This is a genomic window from Streptomyces cupreus (assembly GCF_014257025.1).
Lineage (GTDB): Bacteria > Actinomycetota > Actinomycetes > Streptomycetales > Streptomycetaceae > Streptomyces > Streptomyces cupreus.
The window spans coordinates 157,782-176,396 of sequence record NZ_JACMSF010000011.1; the positions used below are offsets into that span (position 1 = coordinate 157,782).

The following is an 18,615-nucleotide window of genomic DNA, read 5'->3' on the forward strand; positions in this document are numbered from 1 at the left end:
CCCGCCGCACAAGCGGCCCTCGTACGGCGCTGCCCGACCCGCCTACTCCTCCGACGAGTCCGAGTCGTCCTCAGGCTTCTCCTCGGCCTCCGCAATCTCCGGCAGCTCCGCCGCCAGCGCCGCCGCGGCCTGCACCATCGGCAGGGCCAGCAGGGCGCCCGCGCCCTCGCCGACCTTCACGCCCTGGGTCAGCAGGGGCTCCAGGGCCATCCGGTCCAGAGCCTTCGCCTGCCCCGGCTCCCCACTGTCGCGGGCCGCCAGCCACCAGTCCGGCGCCCGGAACGCGACCCGCTGCCCCACCAGCGCACACGCGGCCACCACGACCCCGTCCAGGATCACCGGCATCTTCCGCACCGCGCTCTGGAGCAGGAAGCCCGTGATCGCGGCGAGGTCGGCGCCGCCCACCGTCGCCAACAACTGCAACTGGTCCCCGAGCACCGGCCGAGCCCGGCGCAGCGCGTCCCGGATCGCCGCGCACTTGCGCATCCAGGCCAGGTCGTCGATGGCGAGCCCACCACGTCCGGTCACCACGGACGCGTCCGTCCCGCACAGCGCGGCGACCAGCACACCCGCCGCCGTCGTACCGCCCACGCTCACATCACCGAGCACGACCAGATCGGTACCGGAGTCGGCCTCCTCGTCGGCGATCTCGACCCCGACCCGGAACGCGGCCTCCGCCTCCTCCAGCGTCAACGCGTCCTCGATGTCGATCCGGCCGCTGCCGCGCCGCACCCGGTGCCGTACGACGTCCTCGGGCAGCGTCTCGGGGTCGCACTCAAGACCCATGTCCACGATCCGCACCGGAACACCCAGGCGCCGCGCGAGCACGGACACGGGCCGGCCGCCCTCCAGGACGTCCCGCACCAACTGCCCCCCGCTGCCCGCCGGTCGCGCCGAGACACCCAGCTCGGCGATCCCGTGGTCACCGGCGAACAGCACCACCCGAGGCCGTTCGACCGGCCGCACCGGCACCGCGCCCTGCGCCGCCGCCAGCCACTCACCCAGGTCGTCGAGGCGGCCCAGCGACCCGGGCGGCACGATCTGACGCTCCCGGCGCGCCTCCGCGTCGCGGCGCACCCCGCCGTCGGGGCGCTCGATCAGATCGGTGAAGTCGTCGAGATTAAGCGAGCTCATTCGCCGAACAGTACCGGCAGCGGGCGAACGGAACGCCGCCACATCGCCCCCACGTCGTTGCACCCAAGATCGCGATCCCATACGTTCCGTTTGCAGCGGAATGTCGTATGCCTCTCGCGCCCGGAGCCGCCCATGTCCGAACCGCGTCGTGACCACTGCCCCTGGTGCGGCTCGAACCGCCTGCGCACCCGCCTCACCGGCGACGGGTTCGCCCTCGACGAGTGCCACGACTGCGCGCACGTCTTCCAGAACCCCTGTCGCGCCCCGGGCACCGGGGACCCGTACGGCCACCGGCGCCTTGTCGCCACCGCCCGCGCGATGCTGCCCTTCCCGGAACCGGAGAGCTGGCTGGACATCGGCACCGGCGACGCGGCGTTCCCGGCGGCGGCGAAGGAGATCTTCCCGTACACGTCCTTCGACGGTGTGGACCCCACGGCCCGCGTGGAACGGGCCCGAGCGGCGGGCCACGTGGAGGAGGCCTACGCGGGCGACCTGATGAACCCCCACCTCATGGCACACCTGCGCGCCCGCTACGACGTGGTCAGCGTCCTGCACCACCTGCCGTACACCCCGAACCCCCGCGAACAACTCCGCGCCGCCCTCACGGCACTGCGCCCCGGCGGCCACCTCCTGCTCGAACTCCCCGACCCCCAAAGCCCGTTCGCAAAGCTCCTGGGCCGCTGGTGGCACCCCCGCAGCCGCCCCCGCCACCTCATGCCCCAGGACAACATCCGCACAGAACTGGACGCCGGCTCCTGCACGATCGTCACCACCGCCCCGGCCCGCTACTGCACGGCGTACCGAATCATCGCCCGCAAACAGCCCGGGTAGCCCGTCACCCCCGCAACGTCACCGCCTGCCCCGCCACCACCAGCAGCACGTGCTCGCACTCGCCCGCGAACACCGCGTTCAGCCGCCCCAGTTCGTCCCGGTAGCGCCGCCCCGACGCCGTCGCCGGAACGATCCCGGACCCCACCTCGTTCGAGACGGCCACCACGGTCCGCCGAGTGGCCCGCACCGCCTCCGTCAACTCCCGCACCCGTTCCCGCAGCGCCCGCTCCCCGCCGTCCGCCCACACCGCGTCGTCCCACGCCCCGACGGAGTCCATCGCGTCCGTCAGCCACAGCGACAGACAGTCGATCAGCAACGGCGACCCCTCCTCCGCCAGCAACGGAACCAGGTCGCATGTCTCCGTCGTACGCCAGGACCCCGGCCGCCGCTCCCGATGCGCCGCCACCCGAGCCGCCCACTCGGTGTCCCCACCGCGCAGCCCGCCGGTCGCGACGTACAGCACGTCCGGGAACGCCTCCAACCGCCTTTCCGCCTCCACCGACTTCCCGGACCGCGCCCCGCCCAGCACCAACGTCCGCCGCGGCACGTCCGGCACCTCCTCGTACGCCCCCACCACCAACGTCGTCCCGTCCGGCACGGCCCGCGCCCCCAGGGAGGCCAGCCGCCGCCGCACCTCGGCCCCCTGCGGCACGCCATGGTCCAGATGTACGGCGATGACATCCGTCGTCGGCCGGATCGCCCCCACCGCCCGCAACCGGGCCAGCGCGTCCGGCCGCCCCAAGACATCGGCGACGACCATGTCGTACGCCCCGATGTCCCCGTCCTCGATCCCGGCCGGCGCGCTCCCGGGCGGCAGATACAGCAGCCGCTGCCCATCGGGCCCGATCACCGTGTACCCCGTACCCCCCGCGTCCATCGCCATGGCCCGCACCCGATGCCCCGTCAACAACGCCAACTCCCGCCCGTCCGGCACCCGCCCGGGCGCCGGCAACCCGGCCGGCACCTCCACGGCGGGCCCGTCATGCGGATGGGACAGCAGCACCTGCCGCACACCGCCCAGCGAACGCCCCGCCCGAGCCGCGGCGAACGCCGCCCCGGGCGTCAGATCCAGCAACAACGCCCCGTCCACGAGCAACGCGGTAGCGGCCCGCGCGTCCACCCCGAGCGCGGTGGCGCAGACCGCGCAGGGACATTCGGGCCGGGGGAGGCCGGCGGGGGCTCCGGTGCCGAGCAGTGTCAGTTCCACAACTTGATTTTCACCGGTCACGGGAAGAGATGCGCTGCCAGTAGGCTGACCTGCACTCGTGCTCACACCAAGGAGGCCTGCATGGCAACGTGGACGTGGCGGTTTGAGAAGGCCGACGGAACGGAGGCCGCCCCCGCGGTGGAGCCCGAGGAGTTCACCACGCAGGGAGACGCCGAGTCCTGGATCGGCGAGGTCTGGAAGGACCTCCTCGCGGGCGGAGTGGACCAGGTACGCCTGTTCGAGGACGCCACGGAGATCTACGGCCCGATGAGTCTGCACGCCGAGGAGGCGTAGGGAAGCGGGGGTGGGGGTGGCCGTAGAGCCGGACGACGGGACAGGCCGCCCCCTTCTCCATGTTCGGCCTTTGGTGAACGCCCGAACGGGGCTCAGCCCCGCACCCCGCACAGATGCAGCAGCGCCGCGATACCGCGGTACGGATCCGTCCGGCCCGCCCGCTCCTCGGCCGCCAGCAGTGTCGCCACGTCCGCCGGGATCTCCGCGTCGTCCGCCGCGGTGTCCGTGAAGACCCGTACGCCGTACCAGGAGTGCAGCGGGGCGCCGATACCGGCGAGCGTCGCGGTGAGGGTGGAGAGGCGGTCGGCCCGGACGTCCAGGCCAAGGCGGTTGCGGTAGGCCGTGGTGTCGAACGCGGCCAGGGCGGCGGACCAGTCGCCGGACAGGCCCGGGCGCATCGCCAGCGCGTCGCCGTTGCGGACCAGCAGCGACAGCAGCCCGCCGGGGGCGAGCATCCGGGCCATACCCGCCAGCAGCGGGTCGGGCTCCTCGACGTACATGAGCACGCCGTGGCAGAGCACCACGTCGAAGCTGCCCGGCAGGAAGTGCACACCGGTGTCCCGGCCGTCGCCCTCGATGATCCGCATCCGCTCGCGGATCCCGTCCGGCTCGCACGCCAGCGCCTGCCGCGCCGCGGCGATCATCCGCGCGTCCTGCTCCAGGCCGGTCACCTGATGCCCGGCCCGCGCCAGACGCAGCGCCTGGGTGCCCTGGCCCATACCGACGTCGAGGATCCTCAGGCGCTGCCCGACCGGGTAGCGCCCGGCTATCTGCTCGTCGAGCTGCCGGGCCACCAGCTCCTGCCGTACGACGTCCCGCAGTCCGCCCAGCTTGCTCAGCCAGGCATCCGCCGCGCCCCCGGAGAACGGCGTGGTGCTCAGGGCCGCTCCCCGCGCTTGACCTGCGGCTTCGGCAGCCGGAGCCGGCGCATCTGGAGGGAACGCATCAGAGCGTAGGCGACGGCGCCGCGCTTGTTCTCGTCCGGGTAGCGCTCGTTCAGCTGCTTCTTCATGCGGTAACCGGTGACGATCGAGTCGAGCACGATCAGCACGATCACCACGAGCCACAGCAGCAGCGCGATGCTCTGGAGCGCGCCCACCCGGACCATGCTCAGCACGAGGATGATCACGGCCATCGGGAGGAAGAACTCCGCGACGTTGAAGCGCGAGTCGATGAAGTCGCGCGCGAAGCGGCGCACCGGGCCCTTGTCACGGGCCGGCAGATACCGCTCGTCGCCGCTCGCCAGCGCCTCGCGCTGCCGCGACAGCGCCTGTCGGCGCTCCTCACGGGAACGCTTGGCCGCCTCCTTGCGCGTGGTCGGCGTATTGGCGACGCTGCGGCGCTGGGACTGGGCCTCACTGCGCTTGGGCGTGGGCCTGCCCTTCGGGGCCTGCGGGTCGCGGGGCTGATTGGAGTCGGTCAGGGGCGCCTTGTCGGCGACCGATGCCTTCTCATCCTTGGCACGGCTACGGAACACAAAACCCAAGGGTACGGGGTACCCGCGCATGGACCCCAGTCCGGTGGGGAACGAATCGGCAACACCAGTCGTCATGTAGGGGACAGAGGGGACGTTGCACGCGTTTCCCGGAACCCCGGGGGGCACCTACTCCCTACGCCGGAGCCGGAGCGTACGCAGTCGTCCTTGGGGATGAGCGCATCCGTCCCCGAACAGTGCGGTAATGGATGCAGGGCCCGTACTGTGGGTTCTGTCGCAGGAGCTGGAGCTGGAGTCCGTCAGAAGGGGGCGCGCGAAGCCCATGAGCGGTGTCATGAAGCGTATGGGGATGATCTTCCGCGCGAAGGCGAACAAGGCCCTTGACCGGGCCGAGGACCCGCGCGAGACCCTCGATTACTCGTACCAGAAGCAGCTGGAACTGCTCCAGAAGGTGCGCCGCGGAGTCGCGGACGTGGCCACCAGCCGCAAGCGCCTGGAGCTCCAGCTGAACCAGCTGCAGTCGCAGTCGTCCAAGCTGGAGGACCAGGGCCGCAAGGCGCTCGCGCTGGGCCGTGAGGACCTGGCCCGCGAGGCGCTCTCCCGCCGCGCCGCCCTCCAGCAGCAGGTGACCGACCTGGAGACGCAGCACGCCACCCTCCAGGGCGAGGAGGAGAAGCTCACCCTCGCGGCCCAGCGGCTCCAGGCCAAGGTCGACGCCTTCCGTACGAAGAAGGAGACCATCAAGGCCACCTACACCGCGGCCCAGGCCCAGACCCGGATCGGCGAGGCCTTCTCCGGCATTTCCGAGGAGATGGGCGACGTGGGCCTCGCGATCCAGCGTGCCGAGGACAAGACCGCCCAGCTCCAGGCCCGCGCCGGCGCCATCGACGAACTGCTCGCCTCGGGCGCCCTGGACGACCAGTCCGGCATGCACAAGGACGACATCCAGGCCGAGCTGGACCGGCTCTCCGGTGGTACGGATGTAGAGCTGGAACTGCAGCGCATGAAGGCGGAGCTGGCTGGGGGCACCTCCCAGGCTATTGGCACTGGGGGAGGTTCCTCTGGCCAGCAGGCCATCGAGGGCGGCAGCGGCCAGGGGCAGCAGCAGTCCCAGCAGCAGCCGCAGGACACCCCGCGCTTCGACAAGCAGTAGGGCCCACGCCTAGGAGGGCGACATGATCGTACGGATCATGGGGGAGGGGCAGGTGAGGCTGGCCGACAGCCACCTCGCCGAACTGAACAAGCTCGACGACGAGCTGCTGGCCGAGATGGAGAACGGCGACGGCCCCGGCTTCCGCCTCACCCTCCAGGCCCTCCTGACCAAGGTCCGAGCCCTGGGCGAGCCCCTACCGGACGACTCCCTGGAACCCTCGGAGCTGATCCTCCCGTCCCCGGACGCGACGCTGGAGGAAGTCCAGGAACTACTGAGCGACGACGGCTTGATCCCGGGCTGACTTCTGGGCGTCGGGCCGACTTTCTCAGCCCGTCCGGCGATTGAGACGAGGCCGTTCAGGGCCGATGGGGGTCTGGGGGCGCAGCCCCCAGGTGCCGGCCACCTCGGCGGAGCCGTTCGCAGGGACAGCAAGCCCGGCTACCGTAAACAGCCGTGAACACCCTCGACCGCGCCAGAGCCCACCTCAAAGCGCACCCCCTCGCACTGGACGCGGCCCTCGCAGCCGGCGTCCTGATCTGCATGGTGGCCGGCTCGTTCGTGGACCCGCACGGCAAGGACGGCGTCACCTGGGGCCTGCACACCCCCGACCTCCCCAGCCTCACCCTCATCACCCTCGGCGCCGTCGCCCTCGTCTTCCGCCGCCGCGCCCCCAGAACCGTCCTCGCCGTCACCGGCACCCTGTCCATCATCGAGAGCGTCACCGGCGACCCCCGAGCCCCCGTGGCCATGTCCGCGGTCGTCGCGCTCTACACCGTCGCCTCCGCCACCGACCGCCACACCACCTGGCGCCTCGGCCTGCTCACCATGACCGTCCTGACCGGCGCCGCCATGCTCGCGGGCCCCCTCCCCTGGTACGCCCAGGAGAACCTCGCGATCTTCGCCTGGACCGGCATGGCCGCCACCGCCGGCGACGCCATCCGCAGCCGCCGCGCCTTCGTCGACGCCATCCAGGAACGCGCGGAACGAGCCGAGCGCACCAGAGAGGAAGAGGCCCGCCGCCGAGTGGCCGAGGAACGCCTCCGTATCGCCCGTGACCTGCATGACGTCGTCGCCCACCACATCGCCCTGGTCAATGTGCAGGCCGGAGTGGCCGCCCATGTGATGGACAAGCGCCCCGACCAGGCCAAGGAGGCCCTGGCGCACGTACGAGAGGCCAGCCGCTCCGCGCTCAACGAACTGCGCGCCACCGTCGGCCTGCTCCGCCAGTCCGGCGACCCCGAGGCCCCCACCGAACCCGCCCCCGGTCTGGACCGCCTCGACGAACTCGTCGGCACCTTCCGCAGCGCGGGACTCCACGTCGAGGTCGCCCGGGCCGACCAGGGCACCACCCTCCCCGCCGCCGTCGACCTCGCTGCCTACCGGGTCATCCAGGAAGCCCTCACCAATGTCCAGAAGCACGCGGGCAACGAGGCGAAGGCCGAGGTCAGCGTCGTCCGCGTAGGACCCCATGTGGAGATCACGGTCCTCGACGACGGGGCCCACGACCAGGAGGCCCCGGCCTCCGGCGGCGGCCACGGACTGCTCGGCATGCGCGAACGCGTCACCGCCCTGCGCGGCACGCTGACCACCGGTCCCCGCTACGGCGGCGGCTTCCGGGTGCATGCGATCCTGCCGGTCAAGACCCGTGGCGCCGCCACGGCAGAGCCGGGGGAGACCGCATGACCATCCGTGTGCTGCTCGCCGACGACCAGGCACTGCTGCGCAGCGCCTTCCGCGTCCTCGTGGACTCCGAGCCCGACATGGAGGTCGTGGCCGAGGCGTCCGACGGCGCGCAGGCGGTGGCGCTGGCCAAGGAGCAGCGCGCCGACGTGGTCCTGATGGACATCCGGATGCCCGGCACCGACGGCCTCGCCGCCACCCGTATGATCAGCGCCGACCCGTCCCTCGCCCATGTCCGGGTGGTCATACTGACCACCTTCGAGGTCGACGACTACGTCGTGCAGTCGCTGCGGGCCGGCGCCTCCGGCTTCCTCGGCAAGGGCTCCGAGCCGGACGAACTCCTGAACGCCATCCGGGTCGCCGCCGGCGGCGAGGCGCTGCTCTCCCCGGCCGCCACCAAGGGCCTGATCGCCCGCTTCCTCGCACAGGGCAACGGGGGCGACGACGACCGCGACCCGGCCCGCGCCGAACGGCTCGACGCGCTCACCGTGCGGGAGCGGGAGGTGCTGGTGCAGGTCGCGGGAGGCCACTCCAACGACGAGATCGCCGAACGCCTCGAGGTCAGCCCGCTGACGGTGAAGACCCACGTCAACCGGGCCATGGCCAAGCTGGGCGCACGGGACCGGGCACAGCTCGTGGTGATCGCCTACGAGTCGGGGCTGGTCCGTCCAAGGGTGGACTGAGCGCGGTCCTGGCTTGGACCCGGCCGTATCCTTTCCTCTCAACAGGCTTACGGGGGAGAGGGATCGGGGCGTGCCACTGCACAAGGACGATCCGAAGTCGGTCGGCGGGTACAAACTGGTCGACCGGCTGGGAGCCGGCGGTATGGGCGTCGTCTACCTGGGCAGATCGCGCTCCGGCCGCGAGGTCGCGGTCAAGGTGGTGCACGCCCAGTACGCCGAGGACCCGGTCTTCCGCGCCCGTTTCCGCCAGGAGATCGACGCCGTCCGCAAGGTGAGCGGCGCCTTCACCGCACCGGTCGTGGACGCCGATCCGGAGGCGGTACGGCCGTGGATGGCGACCCAGTACGTGCCGGGCCGCTCGCTCTCCGCCCGGATCCGTGACCTGGGCCCCCTGCGGGATCCTGAACTACGGCGGCTGGCGCTGGGGTTGGTGGAGGCGCTGCGGGAGATCCACCGTGCGGGGGTGATCCACCGCGACCTGAAACCGGCCAACGTCCTGATGGCCGACGACGGCCCGCGCGTCATCGACTTCGGCATCTCCCGGGCCGCGGAGAACATCACCCTGACCGAGACGGGCCAGATGATCGGCACCCCGCCGTTCATGTCCCCGGAGCAACTGACGGACGCCCGCTCGGTGGGCCCCTCCTCCGACGTCTTCTCCCTCGGCGCGCTGCTGGTGTACACGGTCACCGGCAGGGGCCCGTTCGACGCGGACAGCCCGTACCTGACGGCGTACCGGGTGGTCCACGACGAACCGGCCCTGGACGGCGTGAGCGAGCCCCTGCGGGCGGTCCTGGAGCGCTGTCTGGTGAAGGAGGCGGCGGACCGGCCCGGACTGGACGAACTCGCCCGGGAGTTCGCGTCGGCGCTGCCGGAGGCGACGGCGGGCGACCCGGAAACCCTGACCCTGCGCCTGAACGAATTCCGGGACACGGCGGACACCCACCCCAGGACCTTCGCCGACCCCACGGCCACCACCCACACGGGCCGCCGCCGGGGTCGTATCCGCCCGCTGCTGGCCGCGACCGGCACGGTCGGCGCCGCGGCGCTCGGGCTGACGGCCTATCTGCTGCTCGGCCCGGGGTCGGCGGACAGCGGCGACAGGGCGACCCCTTCGCCTTCGGCGACCTCCCGGTGGGCGGCTCTGCCCAACGGCTGGAAGCCCTGGGAGACGACGCTGTTCGAGACGGCGCCCCTGGGCGCGAGGAAGGCGCTGGGCGCGGACGAAGGCTGGCTTGCGGGCGAGCCCGAATGCCTGAAGAACGGGGACGCGGTCTACTGCACGGGAGACAGCATCCTTCCCACACGCCTGGACGCCGGGACGGGCAAGACCCTCTGGCGCTCCGATGTCGCGCTTTCCGACACCGAGACGGCGTCGTACACCGGCACGCTGCTCGGCTTCCGGGACGGCACGTTGGTCGTGCAGCAGGTCATCACCACCGATTCCGCGGAGGTGGACCCGGTCTATGCCGTCGGCTTCGACGCGCAGACCGGCGAACAGCTCTGGAAGCACCAGATCCACGATGACAACCTCGCCATCGCCGTATCCGGCGGCCTGGTCATCACCTCCAGCGGCGGCCGGACCGTGGAGGCTCGCTCCCCGCGCACCGGTGAGGTGCGCTGGACCGCGCGGATGCCCATCGGCCACCACTGCTCCTTCACGCCGGGCGGCCCCGACGTGTACGCCCACTGCACTCCGGCCGAGGCGGAGGACGGGGACGCCGTGCTCCTGGTGCTGGACTCGGCCGACGGCTCGGAGCGGCGCCTGAAGGCCCCGTACGAGGCCGGCATCCTCGGGGTCGCCGACGGGCGGCTGGTGCTGCTGCAGTGGGCCGCGCAGGACGCGCTGTCCGTCGAGGCCCCGGCGATCGACCGGATCCTGCTGGTGGACCCGGACACGGGCGACCGTACGACGGCGAAGCTGACGAAGAGTTACGAAGGAGAGCCGAGGCTGGCCGGCGGCATCGTGTGGTTCGTCGCGGACAACGGCCTCGTGACCGCCGTGTCCCCGCGCACCGGCAAGGAGCTGTGGCGGACCCAGACCAGCCTGGAACAACCGGGCGACGCCACCTACGACGCGCGGACACGCACCGTCTACCTGGCCAGCATCAGCGGCCGGGTGGCGGCCCTCGACGCCCGCAAGGGCACGTCGCTGTGGGAGACGCTGCCGCGCGCGGGGGCTTCGTCCGGCAGCGTGACCGGTCCCCGCGTGCTGCTGCACCAGGGCGCGCTGATCGTCCCCACCCCCGACGGCACCGTTTTCAACCTCGACCCCGCCCACCCCGACCGGAAACCGGTATCGGGGTGAGCGTGCCCCTCGCGGGCTACGGCAGCGCCAGCATCCGCTCCAGCGCCAGCTTCGCGAACGCCTCGGTCTCCTTGTCGACCTCGATGCGGTTGACGAGGTTGCCCTCGGCCAGGGACTCCAGGGCCCAGACCAGGTGGGGGAGGTCGATGCGGTTCATGGTCGAGCAGAAGCAGACCGTCTTGTCGAGGAAGACGATCTCCTTGCCCTCCGGCGCGAAACGGTTCGCCAGCCGGCGGACCAGGTTCAGCTCGGTGCCGATGGCCCACTTGGAACCGGCCGGGGCCGCCTCCAGCGCCTTGATGATGTACTCGGTCGAACCGACGTAGTCCGCCGCGGCCACGACCTCGTGCTTGCACTCGGGGTGGACGAGGACATTCACGCCCGGGATGCGCTCGCGCACGTCGTTCACCGAGTCCAGCGAGAATCGGCCGTGCACCGAGCAGTGGCCGCGCCACAGGATCATCTTGGCGTCGCGGAGCTGCTCCGCGGTCAGCCCGCCGTTCGGCTTGTGCGGGTTGTAGACCACGCAGTCGTCCAGGGACATGCCCATGTCGCGGACGGCGGTGTTGCGGCCCAGGTGCTGGTCCGGCAGGAAGAGGACCTTCTCGCCCTGCGCGAAGGCCCAGTCCAGGGCCCGCTTGGCGTTGGACGACGTACAGATCAGACCGCCGTGCTTGCCGGTGAAGGCCTTGATGTCGGCGGAGGAGTTCATGTACGACACCGGCACGACCTGCTCGGCTATCCCGGCATCGGTCAGCACGTCCCAGCACTCGGCGACCTGCTCGGCCGTGGCCATGTCGGCCATGGAGCAACCGGCCGCGAGGTCGGGGAGAACCACCTTCTGGTCATCGCTCGTCAGGATGTCCGCGGACTCCGCCATGAAGTGCACGCCGCAGAACACGATGTACTCGGCCTCGGGGCGCGCGGCCGCGTCCCGGGCCAGCTTGAAGGAGTCGCCGGTGACGTCCGCGAACTGGATGACCTCGTCGCGCTGGTAGTGGTGGCCGAGCACGAAGACCTTGTCGCCGAGCTTCTCCTTGGCCGCGCGGGCGCGCTCGACCAGGTCCGGGTCGGACGGCGAGGGCAGGTCTCCGGGGCACTCCACACCGCGCTCGCTCCTCGGGTCGGCCTCACGGCCGAGGAGGAGCAGGGCGAGGGGCGTCGGCTGTACGTCGAGCTCCTGGGTCTGGGCGGTGGTCACGACACGCACCCTTTCTGTTCTGCGGCTCGCCGGCCGGCGTTCACCGGTCGGCGGGGTCACCATCGGTCTTTTCGTCGAAATGACGCTATCTATCATAACCGCTTCACGTCAGTTTGACGATGGGCATAGCGTCCATGTGACGTGAATCCCTGTGAGCGGCCGTTCATTCCCGAAAGGGCCGTTTTCCGCTCCCCGGAGCGTGTGCGAGCATGAAGAAGGAACCGCACGAACCGGTAAGACAAGCGCCCGGCCCGGAATGAATCCGCGGCCCCGCGGGTTGCAACCGTCGGCAAGCAGTCTCCGTACAACCCGGGAGAGATGTAGATGTCCGTATCGGACGAGACCAGCACCGTCACCGACGGCATCGTCCTGACCGACGCCGCCGCGTCCAAGGTCAAGGCCCTGCTCGACCAGGAAGGCCGTGACGACCTCGCCTTGCGCGTCGCCGTCCAGCCCGGCGGCTGCTCCGGCCTGCGCTACCAGCTCTTCTTCGACGAGCGCTCCCTCGACGGCGACGTGGAGAAGGACTTCGGCGGGGTCAAGGTCGTCACCGACCGTATGAGCGCCCCGTACCTCGGCGGCGCCACCATCGACTTCGTCGACACCATCGAGAAGCAGGGCTTCACGATCGACAACCCGAACGCCACCGGCTCCTGCGCCTGCGGCGACTCCTTCAGCTGAGCCTCGGGTTCTACGACGAAGGCGGCGGCCCCCTCCGACGGGGCCGCCGCCTTCGCGTATCCGCGGGCCCCTACCGGGCCCCGGAGGTCTCCGGCAGCCGTGCGCCCGGCTTCTCCAGCGGGATTCCCTTGCCGTCCGAGCCCACGACCTTCCGGTCGCCGAGCGGCTCGTCCAGTTGCACGGTGCGGTGGTAGACCTTGGCGATCATGATGCAGATCTTGTCGGGCCAGGGTGTCTCGGTCACCGTGACCCGCACCTCCTCGCCGCTCTCGCTCACCTTGACGTCGTAGTCGGCGCACACCCCGCCGGTGAAGGCGACGGTCAGCTCCTTGCCCTCGGTGGTGTAGCCCTCGACGGTCACATCCCGCGTGGTCTGCTCGTCGCTCGGGCCGGTCGGCCGGGGGCTCGGCTGCTCGGTCGGGGTGCCGGAGGGCGCGGCCGAGGCCAGGAACTTCGGGTCGATCGCCGGATGCGTCACCGTGAAACTGTCCTCGGCGCCCGGCGCCCGCACCTGGAACAGCCAGGACGGCACGAGTGCCTGCCGGGCGTCCACATAGTGCGCCGCAAGTCCGAAGACGGCCTTCTCGACCTCGATGGTGTCCTTCTTCCCCGGCTCCCCGCAGGATTCCTGACCCTCCAGCGGCACCGGGCTGGCGCAGCCGCCGATGCCCGCCGCCGGGTCGTCCGCCGGCGCCGAGTTCATCAGGGAGAGGGTCTTCTCGGCGCTCAGCACGGGATAGGTGTCGCCGTTGACCGGCGCCTTCAACTGACCGCTGCCGCCGACCACGTCGCCCTGTGCGCTCACGGTCACCCCGGTCGTCCAGCCGTAGGTGGGCAGCCCGCCGACCACCGGCTCGGCGTTCACCACCCGCTGGGCGTCCATGACCTGGCTCGCGTCGAGCTTCGCGTCGTCCTGGCCCACCGCCTTCAGCACCGGAGCGGCGGCCTTCTTCGCGGCCTCCTCGCTCACCGGGTCGACGGCAGGACCGCCCGGCTTCTCCGCGCAGACCGTCGTGCTCTGGCAGCTGTCGGTGCCCGGGGCGTACCGCTGGAAGGTCCAGGTGCCCGGCGCCAGCTGGTTCACCTGAAGACTCGGCCCCGACCCGTCCTTGGCCCCGATCCGCCAGGCCTGCCCCTGAAGCACCGGCTTCCCGGCGACGCCGAGCGCCTTGGCGAGCCGCGTCACCTCGTCCTCGGTGACCTCACCCCGGGCCCGGTACACCGGAGCCGAGCCGGGCCCGTCCGGGAGCGCGCCGTCGGCCTGGAAAGTGGCGCCGTAAGGATTCGGCTCCCCGGGCGCGATACCGCCGGTCGAGCCCTCGGAGTACCCGTCGAGCACGAGCGGCGGGGGAGTGTCGGCCCCGGGCGCCCCCGAGGACGTACCGCCGTCCGAGCCGTCGGAGGCGGTGGTGGCGAGGTAGGCCCCGCCGCCACCGACGAGCAGGACGGCAGCGGCGACGGAGGCGATGATCGCGGGGGAGTGACGCCGCCCCGGCCGGGCTTCCTCTCGGTCGTCCTCATGGGCGGACTCCACGCGGCCCGCGGCCTGCACGGACTCCGTGCCGTCGGCGTCCCGCGCGGCTTCCCCGCGGCTCTCCTCCGGGACGGCTTCCGCGGGGGCCTCCTCCGGTACGGCCTCGCCCCGCGCGGCGTTCTCGTCGGCCCCGACGGTGTCATCGGCGTCCCGCGAGGGGCCGGTGTTCTCGACGGCACCGGGCTCGGCCGCGTCGTCGTTGTCGGGTCGCTCGGTGTTCACCGCATCGCTCCTTGGGTCGTATCCCGCATCCCCTTTCCGGGGGACGCCGATGGGACGCGGCACACGAGCCTGCGGTTCCCCTGAGCGAGCCGGTTCAGTCGCCGTAGTCCGACATGGCGTCCAGCAGCCGTGCGGACCTGCTCGGCACCTTCACCCCGTGGATGAGCGAGGGGGAGACCGGCAGTGCGGTGATCCGGTCGGGAGCGTGCCAGTGGGGAGCCATCCGGGCGCAGTCGCCGCGCAGCGACGCCAGGTCGCCGTCCGTGTCCAGTGAAACGGGAACCGGAGCCTTGAGTTTCGTCATAGCGGAACCGTAAGCACGGCGTGGCCCGCGAAGAAAGATCTACTATCAGGTAGTTTTGGCTGCTTCTGAGCGGTCCCCCCGACCCGGTAGCGTTAACTGTCAACCGCCCACCCGTCTCCCGCCACCACCCTTCCAAAGAGCGCTATCGCGCGCCCCTCCCTTTCGCATCCGCAGGAGAATCCCAGCCGTGCGCATCGCAGTCACCGGCTCCATTGCCACCGACCACCTCATGACCTTCCCCGGCCGCTTCGCCGACCAGTTCGTCGCGGACCAGCTGCACACGGTCTCGCTCTCGTTCCTGGTCGACAACCTGGACGTACGCCGGGGCGGCGTCGGCGCGAACATCGCCTTCGGCATGGGCCAGCTGGGCACCCGGCCGATCCTGGTCGGTGCCGCGGGCTTCGACTTCGACGAGTACCGGGCCTGGCTCGACCGCCACGGCGTCGACACCGACTCGGTGCGCATCTCCGAGACGCTGCACACCGCGCGCTTCGTGTGCACCACCGACTCCGACCACAACCAGATCGGCTCCTTCTACACCGGCGCGATGAGCGAGGCCCGGCTCATCGAGCTGAAGACCGTCGCGGACCGCGTCGGCGGCCTCGACCTGGTCCTCATCGGCGCCGACGACCCCGAGGGGATGCTGCGGCACACCGAGGAGTGCCGTTCGCGCGGCATCCCCTTCGCCGCGGACTTCTCCCAGCAGATCGCCCGGATGAACGGCGACGAGATCCGGATACTGCTGGACGGGGCGACCTACCTCTTCTCCAACGAGTACGAGAAGGGGCTCATCGAGACCAAGACCGGCTGGTCCGACGCGGAGATCCTCGCGAAGGTGGGCTGCCGCGTCACCACACTCGGCTCGCGCGGCGTCCGTATCGAGCGGGTCGGCGAGTCCCCGATCGAGGTCGGCTGCCCCGAGGAGGAGCTCAAGGCCGACCCGACGGGCGTCGGCGACGCCTTCCGCGCGGGCTTCCTGTCCGGCCTGGCCTGGGGTGTCTCCCTGGAGCGCGCGGCGCAGGTCGGCTGCATGCTCGCGACGCTGGTCATCGAGACGGTGGGCACGCAGGAGTACCAGCTGCGCCGGGGCCACTTCATGGAGCGCTTCACCAAGGCGTACGGCGACGAGTCCGCGGCCGAGGTCCAGGAACACCTGGCCTGAACCAGGGCCTGTCCGCCGGACAGGCCCTAGCTGACCCGGCGGACCAGATAGGCCGTTCCCCGGTCCGCCGGCTCCTCTCCTACGTACTCCTGCCCCCGCATCTCGCACCACGCGGGGATGTCCAGACGGGCCGCCTCGTCGTCGGACAGAACCCGGACCAGGCCGCCCACAGGTACCTGGCCGATGACCTTGGCCAGTTCGATGACCGGGATCGGGCAGCGCTTGCCGAGGGAGTCCACGACCAGGGCGTCATCGCGTACGACGGTCTCGGCGGCCGGTGCGCCCAGCTTCTCGCGCACCGCCGCCACCGTCCCCGGCAGCACCTCCAGGAACCGCTCGACATCCGCCTCCGCCGTCCCCGCCGGCAGGGAAACCCGCACATTCCCCTCACTCAGCACGCCCATCGCCTTCAGCACATGGCTGGGCGTGAGCGTGCTGCTGGTGCAGGAAGAACCGGACGAAACCGAGAAGCCCTCCCGGTCCAGCTCGTGCAGCAGTGTCTCGCCGTCGACATAGAGACACGAGAAGGTGACGATCCCCGGCAGCCGGCGCACCGGATCGCCCACCACCTCCACGTCCGGCACCAGTTCCGGCACCCGCACCCGGATCCGCTCCGTCAGCTCCCGCAGCCGCGCCGCCTCCTGGACCGCCTCGGCCCGCACCGCCCGCAGCGAGGCCGCCGCCGCCACGATCGCCGGAAGATTCTCGAACCCGGCCGCCCGCCCGGACTCCCGCTCGTCCACGGGCCCTTGAGGAGCGAACCGTACGCCTTTACGAACGGCGAGCAGCCCGACCCCGGACGGGCCGCCCCACTTATGGGCACTCGCCGTCAACAGCGACCAGTTCCCCTCGACCGGCCCCCACCCCAGCGACTGCGCCGCGTCCACGAGCAGCGGCACCCCCGCCTCCCGGCACAACGCGGCCACTTCGGCAACGGGCTGCTCGGTGCCCACCTCATGGTTGGCGGACTGAAGACAGGCCAGCGCGGTGTCCTGCCGGAGGGCTTCCGCGTAGGCCGAGGGGGCCACCGTTCCCGATCGGTCGACAGCGACCTGCGTGACCGTGCCCCCGTTCTGCTCGTGAACCTCGGCCGAATGGAGGACGGAGGAATGTTCTACGGCGGACACGATCAGGTGACGTCCGACGCGCCTGCGTCCGGCCAATGCCCCGGTGACACCGGTGTGTACGGCTCGGGTGCCGGATGAGGTGAAGACCAGTTCGTCCGGACGGCACCCCACCGCGTCGGCCGCCGTCTCACGGGCGGCGTCCAGCAGCATCCGGGCCCGCCTTCCTTCCCGGTACAGCCGCGCGGGATCGGCCCACCCTTCGTCCAGGGAGGCCAACAGCGCCTGGCGGGCGACGGGGTGGAGAGGGGCTGCGGAAGCAGCGTCGAAGTAGGGCACACCTCAACGCTATGACGTCCCGCAGGGCAGCGGACCTCAGGGGCGCGGGGCTGTGTCTATTTGCGGCTCCGCCGCGGGGTGCGACCAGCCACGTCGAACCCGCACCCGCCAAACAAGCGAACCGCCCGAGTCACTAGGCACCCCTCCTCGCGCGACGCGAAATCGCGTCGGCTAGGGTTTGGTCCGCATAAACATCCAAACCCCTGCCCGACGCAGGGCGGCGACCGACCAGCGAGAAGGCCGCAGCCGACCGCGCGGGCGAGACTCTCGGGAAGGCGCTACGTGAGTCCCAACGGCTCCGACCGCTCGCCGCGGCGCCCGATGCGGCGGAAGCTGCTGCAGGCAATGACCGCGGGCCTGGTCCTGGCGACCGCCACCGGTTGCACATACAAGGACTTCCCCCGCCTTGGTATGCCCACCCCGACCACGGAAGAGGCTCCGCGGATCCTCTCCCTGTGGCAGGGCTCCTGGGCCGCCGCGCTCGCCGTCGGCGTGCTGGTGTGGGGTCTGATCATCTGGAGCGCCATCTTCCACCGGCGCAGTCGCACCAAGGTCGAGGTGCCTCCGCAGACCCGGTACAACATGCCCATCGAGGCGCTGTACACGGTGGTCCCGCTCATCATCGTCTCGGTGCTGTTCTACTTCACGGCCCGCGACGAGTCGAAGCTCCTTGAGCTCAAGGACAAGCCCGACGTCACCATCAACGTCGTCGGCTTCCAGTGGAGCTGGTGCTTCAACTACGTCGAGAGCGTCGACGGTTCCACCGGTGACGCCACCAAGGCCAAGGAACTGGACGCGATCCCGAACCGCTTCAAGGAAGACTTCCCGGCCAATGCCGGCGGCGTCTACGACTGCGGCACCCCGGCCACGCGGAACCCGCAGACCGGCAACCCGGGCCCGACCCTGTGGCTGCCCGAGGGCAAGCGCGTCCGCTTCGTCCTCACCTCGCGTGACGTCATCCACTCCTTCTGGGTCGTGCCGTTCCTGATGAAGCAGGACGTCATCCCGGGCCACACCAACGCCTTCGAGGTGACCCCCAACCAGGAGGGCACCTTCCTGGGCAAGTGCGCCGAGCTCTGCGGCGTCGACCACTCCCGGATGCTGTTCAACGTGAAGGTCGTCTCCCAGGAGCGCTACGAGCAGCACCTTCAGGATCTTGTGAAGAAGGGGCAGACCGGTTACGTTCCCGCCGGCATCGCGCAGACGAGCCACGAGAAGAACCGGGAGACGAACAACCTGTGAGCATCCTCAACGAACCCCAGGGTGCCGCGGCAGGGTCCCACTACGCGGACGAGCTGCCGGTCCGGCGCCAGACCCGTGGCAGCGTCGTGATCAAGTGGCTCACCACCACTGACCACAAGACGATCGGCACGCTGTATCTGG

The 18,615-nt window shown here is 71.0% G+C and carries 18 protein-coding genes; 10 read left to right on the plus strand and 8 right to left on the minus strand.

The features are described from left to right. Positions 1-42: 42 nt before the first annotated feature. Positions 43-1,134, minus strand: coding sequence for a nicotinate-nucleotide--dimethylbenzimidazole phosphoribosyltransferase (gene cobT / locus H4N64_RS13335; RefSeq protein ID WP_186282482.1), 1,092 nt, complete (start codon positions 1,132-1,134; stop codon positions 43-45). Positions 1,135-1,266: 132 nt separating this feature from the next. Here cobT and H4N64_RS13340 point away from each other — a divergent pair, with 132 nt between their 5' ends. Beyond that, the gene (locus H4N64_RS13340; protein ID WP_186282483.1) at positions 1,267-1,965 is read left to right on the plus strand and encodes a methyltransferase domain-containing protein; all 699 of its coding nucleotides are present in this window, start codon (positions 1,267-1,269) and stop codon (positions 1,963-1,965) included. A 4-nt stretch (positions 1,966-1,969) separates the two neighbouring features. Here the strand turns inward: H4N64_RS13340 and H4N64_RS13345 are convergent, their stop codons facing one another. Then, a complete protein-coding gene (locus H4N64_RS13345) occupies positions 1,970-3,172 on the minus strand; it encodes a bifunctional adenosylcobinamide kinase/adenosylcobinamide-phosphate guanylyltransferase (protein WP_186282484.1) in 1,203 nt (400 codons plus the stop codon). Between the two features lie 81 nt (positions 3,173-3,253). On the opposite strand from H4N64_RS13345, the gene H4N64_RS13350 reads away from it, so the two are divergent. Next, positions 3,254-3,466, plus strand: a complete 213-nt coding sequence (locus H4N64_RS13350; protein WP_186282485.1) for a hypothetical protein — start codon at positions 3,254-3,256, stop codon at positions 3,464-3,466. A 92-nt stretch (positions 3,467-3,558) separates the two neighbouring features. Here H4N64_RS13350 and H4N64_RS13355 read toward each other — a convergent pair whose 3' ends face one another. Together H4N64_RS13355 and H4N64_RS13360 are read right to left on the minus strand one after the other, a co-directional pair. Beyond that, positions 3,559-4,260, minus strand: a complete 702-nt coding sequence (locus H4N64_RS13355) for a methyltransferase domain-containing protein (RefSeq protein ID WP_186282486.1) — start codon at positions 4,258-4,260, stop codon at positions 3,559-3,561. Positions 4,261-4,343: 83 nt separating this feature from the next. After that, entirely contained in the window at positions 4,344-5,018 is a 675-nt protein-coding gene (locus H4N64_RS13360) for a DUF3043 domain-containing protein (protein ID WP_186282487.1), read from the minus strand. Positions 5,019-5,223: 205 nt separating this feature from the next. On the opposite strand from H4N64_RS13360, the gene H4N64_RS13365 reads away from it, so the two are divergent. From H4N64_RS13365 to H4N64_RS13385, 5 genes are all read left to right on the plus strand, one after another. Next, positions 5,224-6,054 (plus strand): PspA/IM30 family protein, encoded by an 831-nt coding sequence (locus H4N64_RS13365; RefSeq protein ID WP_186282488.1) that lies wholly within the window; start codon positions 5,224-5,226, stop codon positions 6,052-6,054. Positions 6,055-6,076: 22 nt separating this feature from the next. Further along, the gene (gene pspAA / locus H4N64_RS13370; protein WP_186282489.1) at positions 6,077-6,355 is read left to right on the plus strand and encodes a PspA-associated protein PspAA; all 279 of its coding nucleotides are present in this window, start codon (positions 6,077-6,079) and stop codon (positions 6,353-6,355) included. Between the two features lie 152 nt (positions 6,356-6,507). Continuing rightward, the gene (locus H4N64_RS13375) at positions 6,508-7,737 is read left to right on the plus strand and encodes a histidine kinase (RefSeq protein WP_186282490.1); all 1,230 of its coding nucleotides are present in this window, start codon (positions 6,508-6,510) and stop codon (positions 7,735-7,737) included. Next, positions 7,734-8,417, plus strand: coding sequence for a response regulator (locus tag H4N64_RS13380; RefSeq protein WP_186282491.1), 684 nt, complete (start codon positions 7,734-7,736; stop codon positions 8,415-8,417). Before H4N64_RS13375 ends, H4N64_RS13380 begins: the two co-directional genes overlap by 4 nt. 70 nt (positions 8,418-8,487) lie before the next feature. Beyond that, positions 8,488-10,725, plus strand: a complete 2,238-nt coding sequence (locus tag H4N64_RS13385) for a protein kinase domain-containing protein (protein WP_186282492.1) — start codon at positions 8,488-8,490, stop codon at positions 10,723-10,725. 16 nt (positions 10,726-10,741) lie between these two features. Here the strand turns inward: H4N64_RS13385 and nadA are convergent, their stop codons facing one another. Beyond that, positions 10,742-11,926: a quinolinate synthase NadA gene (gene nadA / locus H4N64_RS13390; RefSeq protein WP_186282493.1), complete on the minus strand. Its 1,185-nt coding sequence runs from the start codon at positions 11,924-11,926 to the stop codon at positions 10,742-10,744. 324 nt (positions 11,927-12,250) lie between these two features. Between nadA and H4N64_RS13395 the strand changes: the two genes are divergently transcribed. Beyond that, positions 12,251-12,607: a HesB/IscA family protein gene (locus tag H4N64_RS13395; RefSeq protein WP_004001854.1), complete on the plus strand. Its 357-nt coding sequence runs from the start codon at positions 12,251-12,253 to the stop codon at positions 12,605-12,607. A gap of 70 nt (positions 12,608-12,677) precedes the next feature. On the opposite strand, the gene H4N64_RS13400 is transcribed toward H4N64_RS13395, so the two are convergent. Then, on the minus strand, positions 12,678-14,363 hold the full coding sequence (locus H4N64_RS13400) for a hypothetical protein (RefSeq protein WP_418896262.1): 1,686 nt from the start codon (positions 14,361-14,363) through the stop codon (positions 12,678-12,680). A 94-nt stretch (positions 14,364-14,457) separates the two neighbouring features. Then, positions 14,458-14,667 (minus strand): hypothetical protein, encoded by a 210-nt coding sequence (locus H4N64_RS13405; RefSeq protein ID WP_186282494.1) that lies wholly within the window; start codon positions 14,665-14,667, stop codon positions 14,458-14,460. 187 nt (positions 14,668-14,854) lie between these two features. On the opposite strand from H4N64_RS13405, the gene H4N64_RS13410 reads away from it, so the two are divergent. Continuing rightward, complete coding sequence (locus tag H4N64_RS13410; protein ID WP_186282495.1) at positions 14,855-15,829, plus strand: PfkB family carbohydrate kinase; 975 nt, start codon at positions 14,855-14,857, stop codon at positions 15,827-15,829. Positions 15,830-15,855: 26 nt separating this feature from the next. Here the strand turns inward: H4N64_RS13410 and H4N64_RS13415 are convergent, their stop codons facing one another. After that, positions 15,856-17,232, minus strand: coding sequence for an aminotransferase class V-fold PLP-dependent enzyme (locus H4N64_RS13415; protein ID WP_186282496.1), 1,377 nt, complete (start codon positions 17,230-17,232; stop codon positions 15,856-15,858). A gap of 282 nt (positions 17,233-17,514) precedes the next feature. Here H4N64_RS13415 and ctaC point away from each other — a divergent pair, with 282 nt between their 5' ends. After that, entirely contained in the window at positions 17,515-18,474 is a 960-nt protein-coding gene (gene ctaC, locus H4N64_RS13420; RefSeq protein WP_186282497.1) for an aa3-type cytochrome oxidase subunit II, read from the plus strand. Positions 18,475-18,615 lie beyond the last annotated feature (141 nt).

Bases quoted from the DNA above. Each gene is read 5' to 3' on its own strand.
- cobT (WP_186282482.1), bottom strand. From the start codon at position 1,134: ATGAGCTCGCTTAATCTCGACGACTTCACCGATCTGATCGAGCGCCCC.
- H4N64_RS13340 (WP_186282483.1), top strand. From the start codon at position 1,267: ATGTCCGAACCGCGTCGTGACCACTGCCCCTGGTGCGGCTCGAACCGC.
- H4N64_RS13350 (WP_186282485.1), top strand. From the start codon at position 3,254: ATGGCAACGTGGACGTGGCGGTTTGAGAAGGCCGACGGAACGGAGGCC.
- H4N64_RS13360 (WP_186282487.1), bottom strand. From the start codon at position 5,018: ATGACGACTGGTGTTGCCGATTCGTTCCCCACCGGACTGGGGTCCATG.
- H4N64_RS13365 (WP_186282488.1), top strand. From the start codon at position 5,224: ATGAGCGGTGTCATGAAGCGTATGGGGATGATCTTCCGCGCGAAGGCG.
- pspAA (WP_186282489.1), top strand. From the start codon at position 6,077: ATGATCGTACGGATCATGGGGGAGGGGCAGGTGAGGCTGGCCGACAGC.
- H4N64_RS13380 (WP_186282491.1), top strand. From the start codon at position 7,734: ATGACCATCCGTGTGCTGCTCGCCGACGACCAGGCACTGCTGCGCAGC.
- H4N64_RS13395 (WP_004001854.1), top strand. From the start codon at position 12,251: ATGTCCGTATCGGACGAGACCAGCACCGTCACCGACGGCATCGTCCTG.
- H4N64_RS13405 (WP_186282494.1), bottom strand. From the start codon at position 14,667: ATGACGAAACTCAAGGCTCCGGTTCCCGTTTCACTGGACACGGACGGC.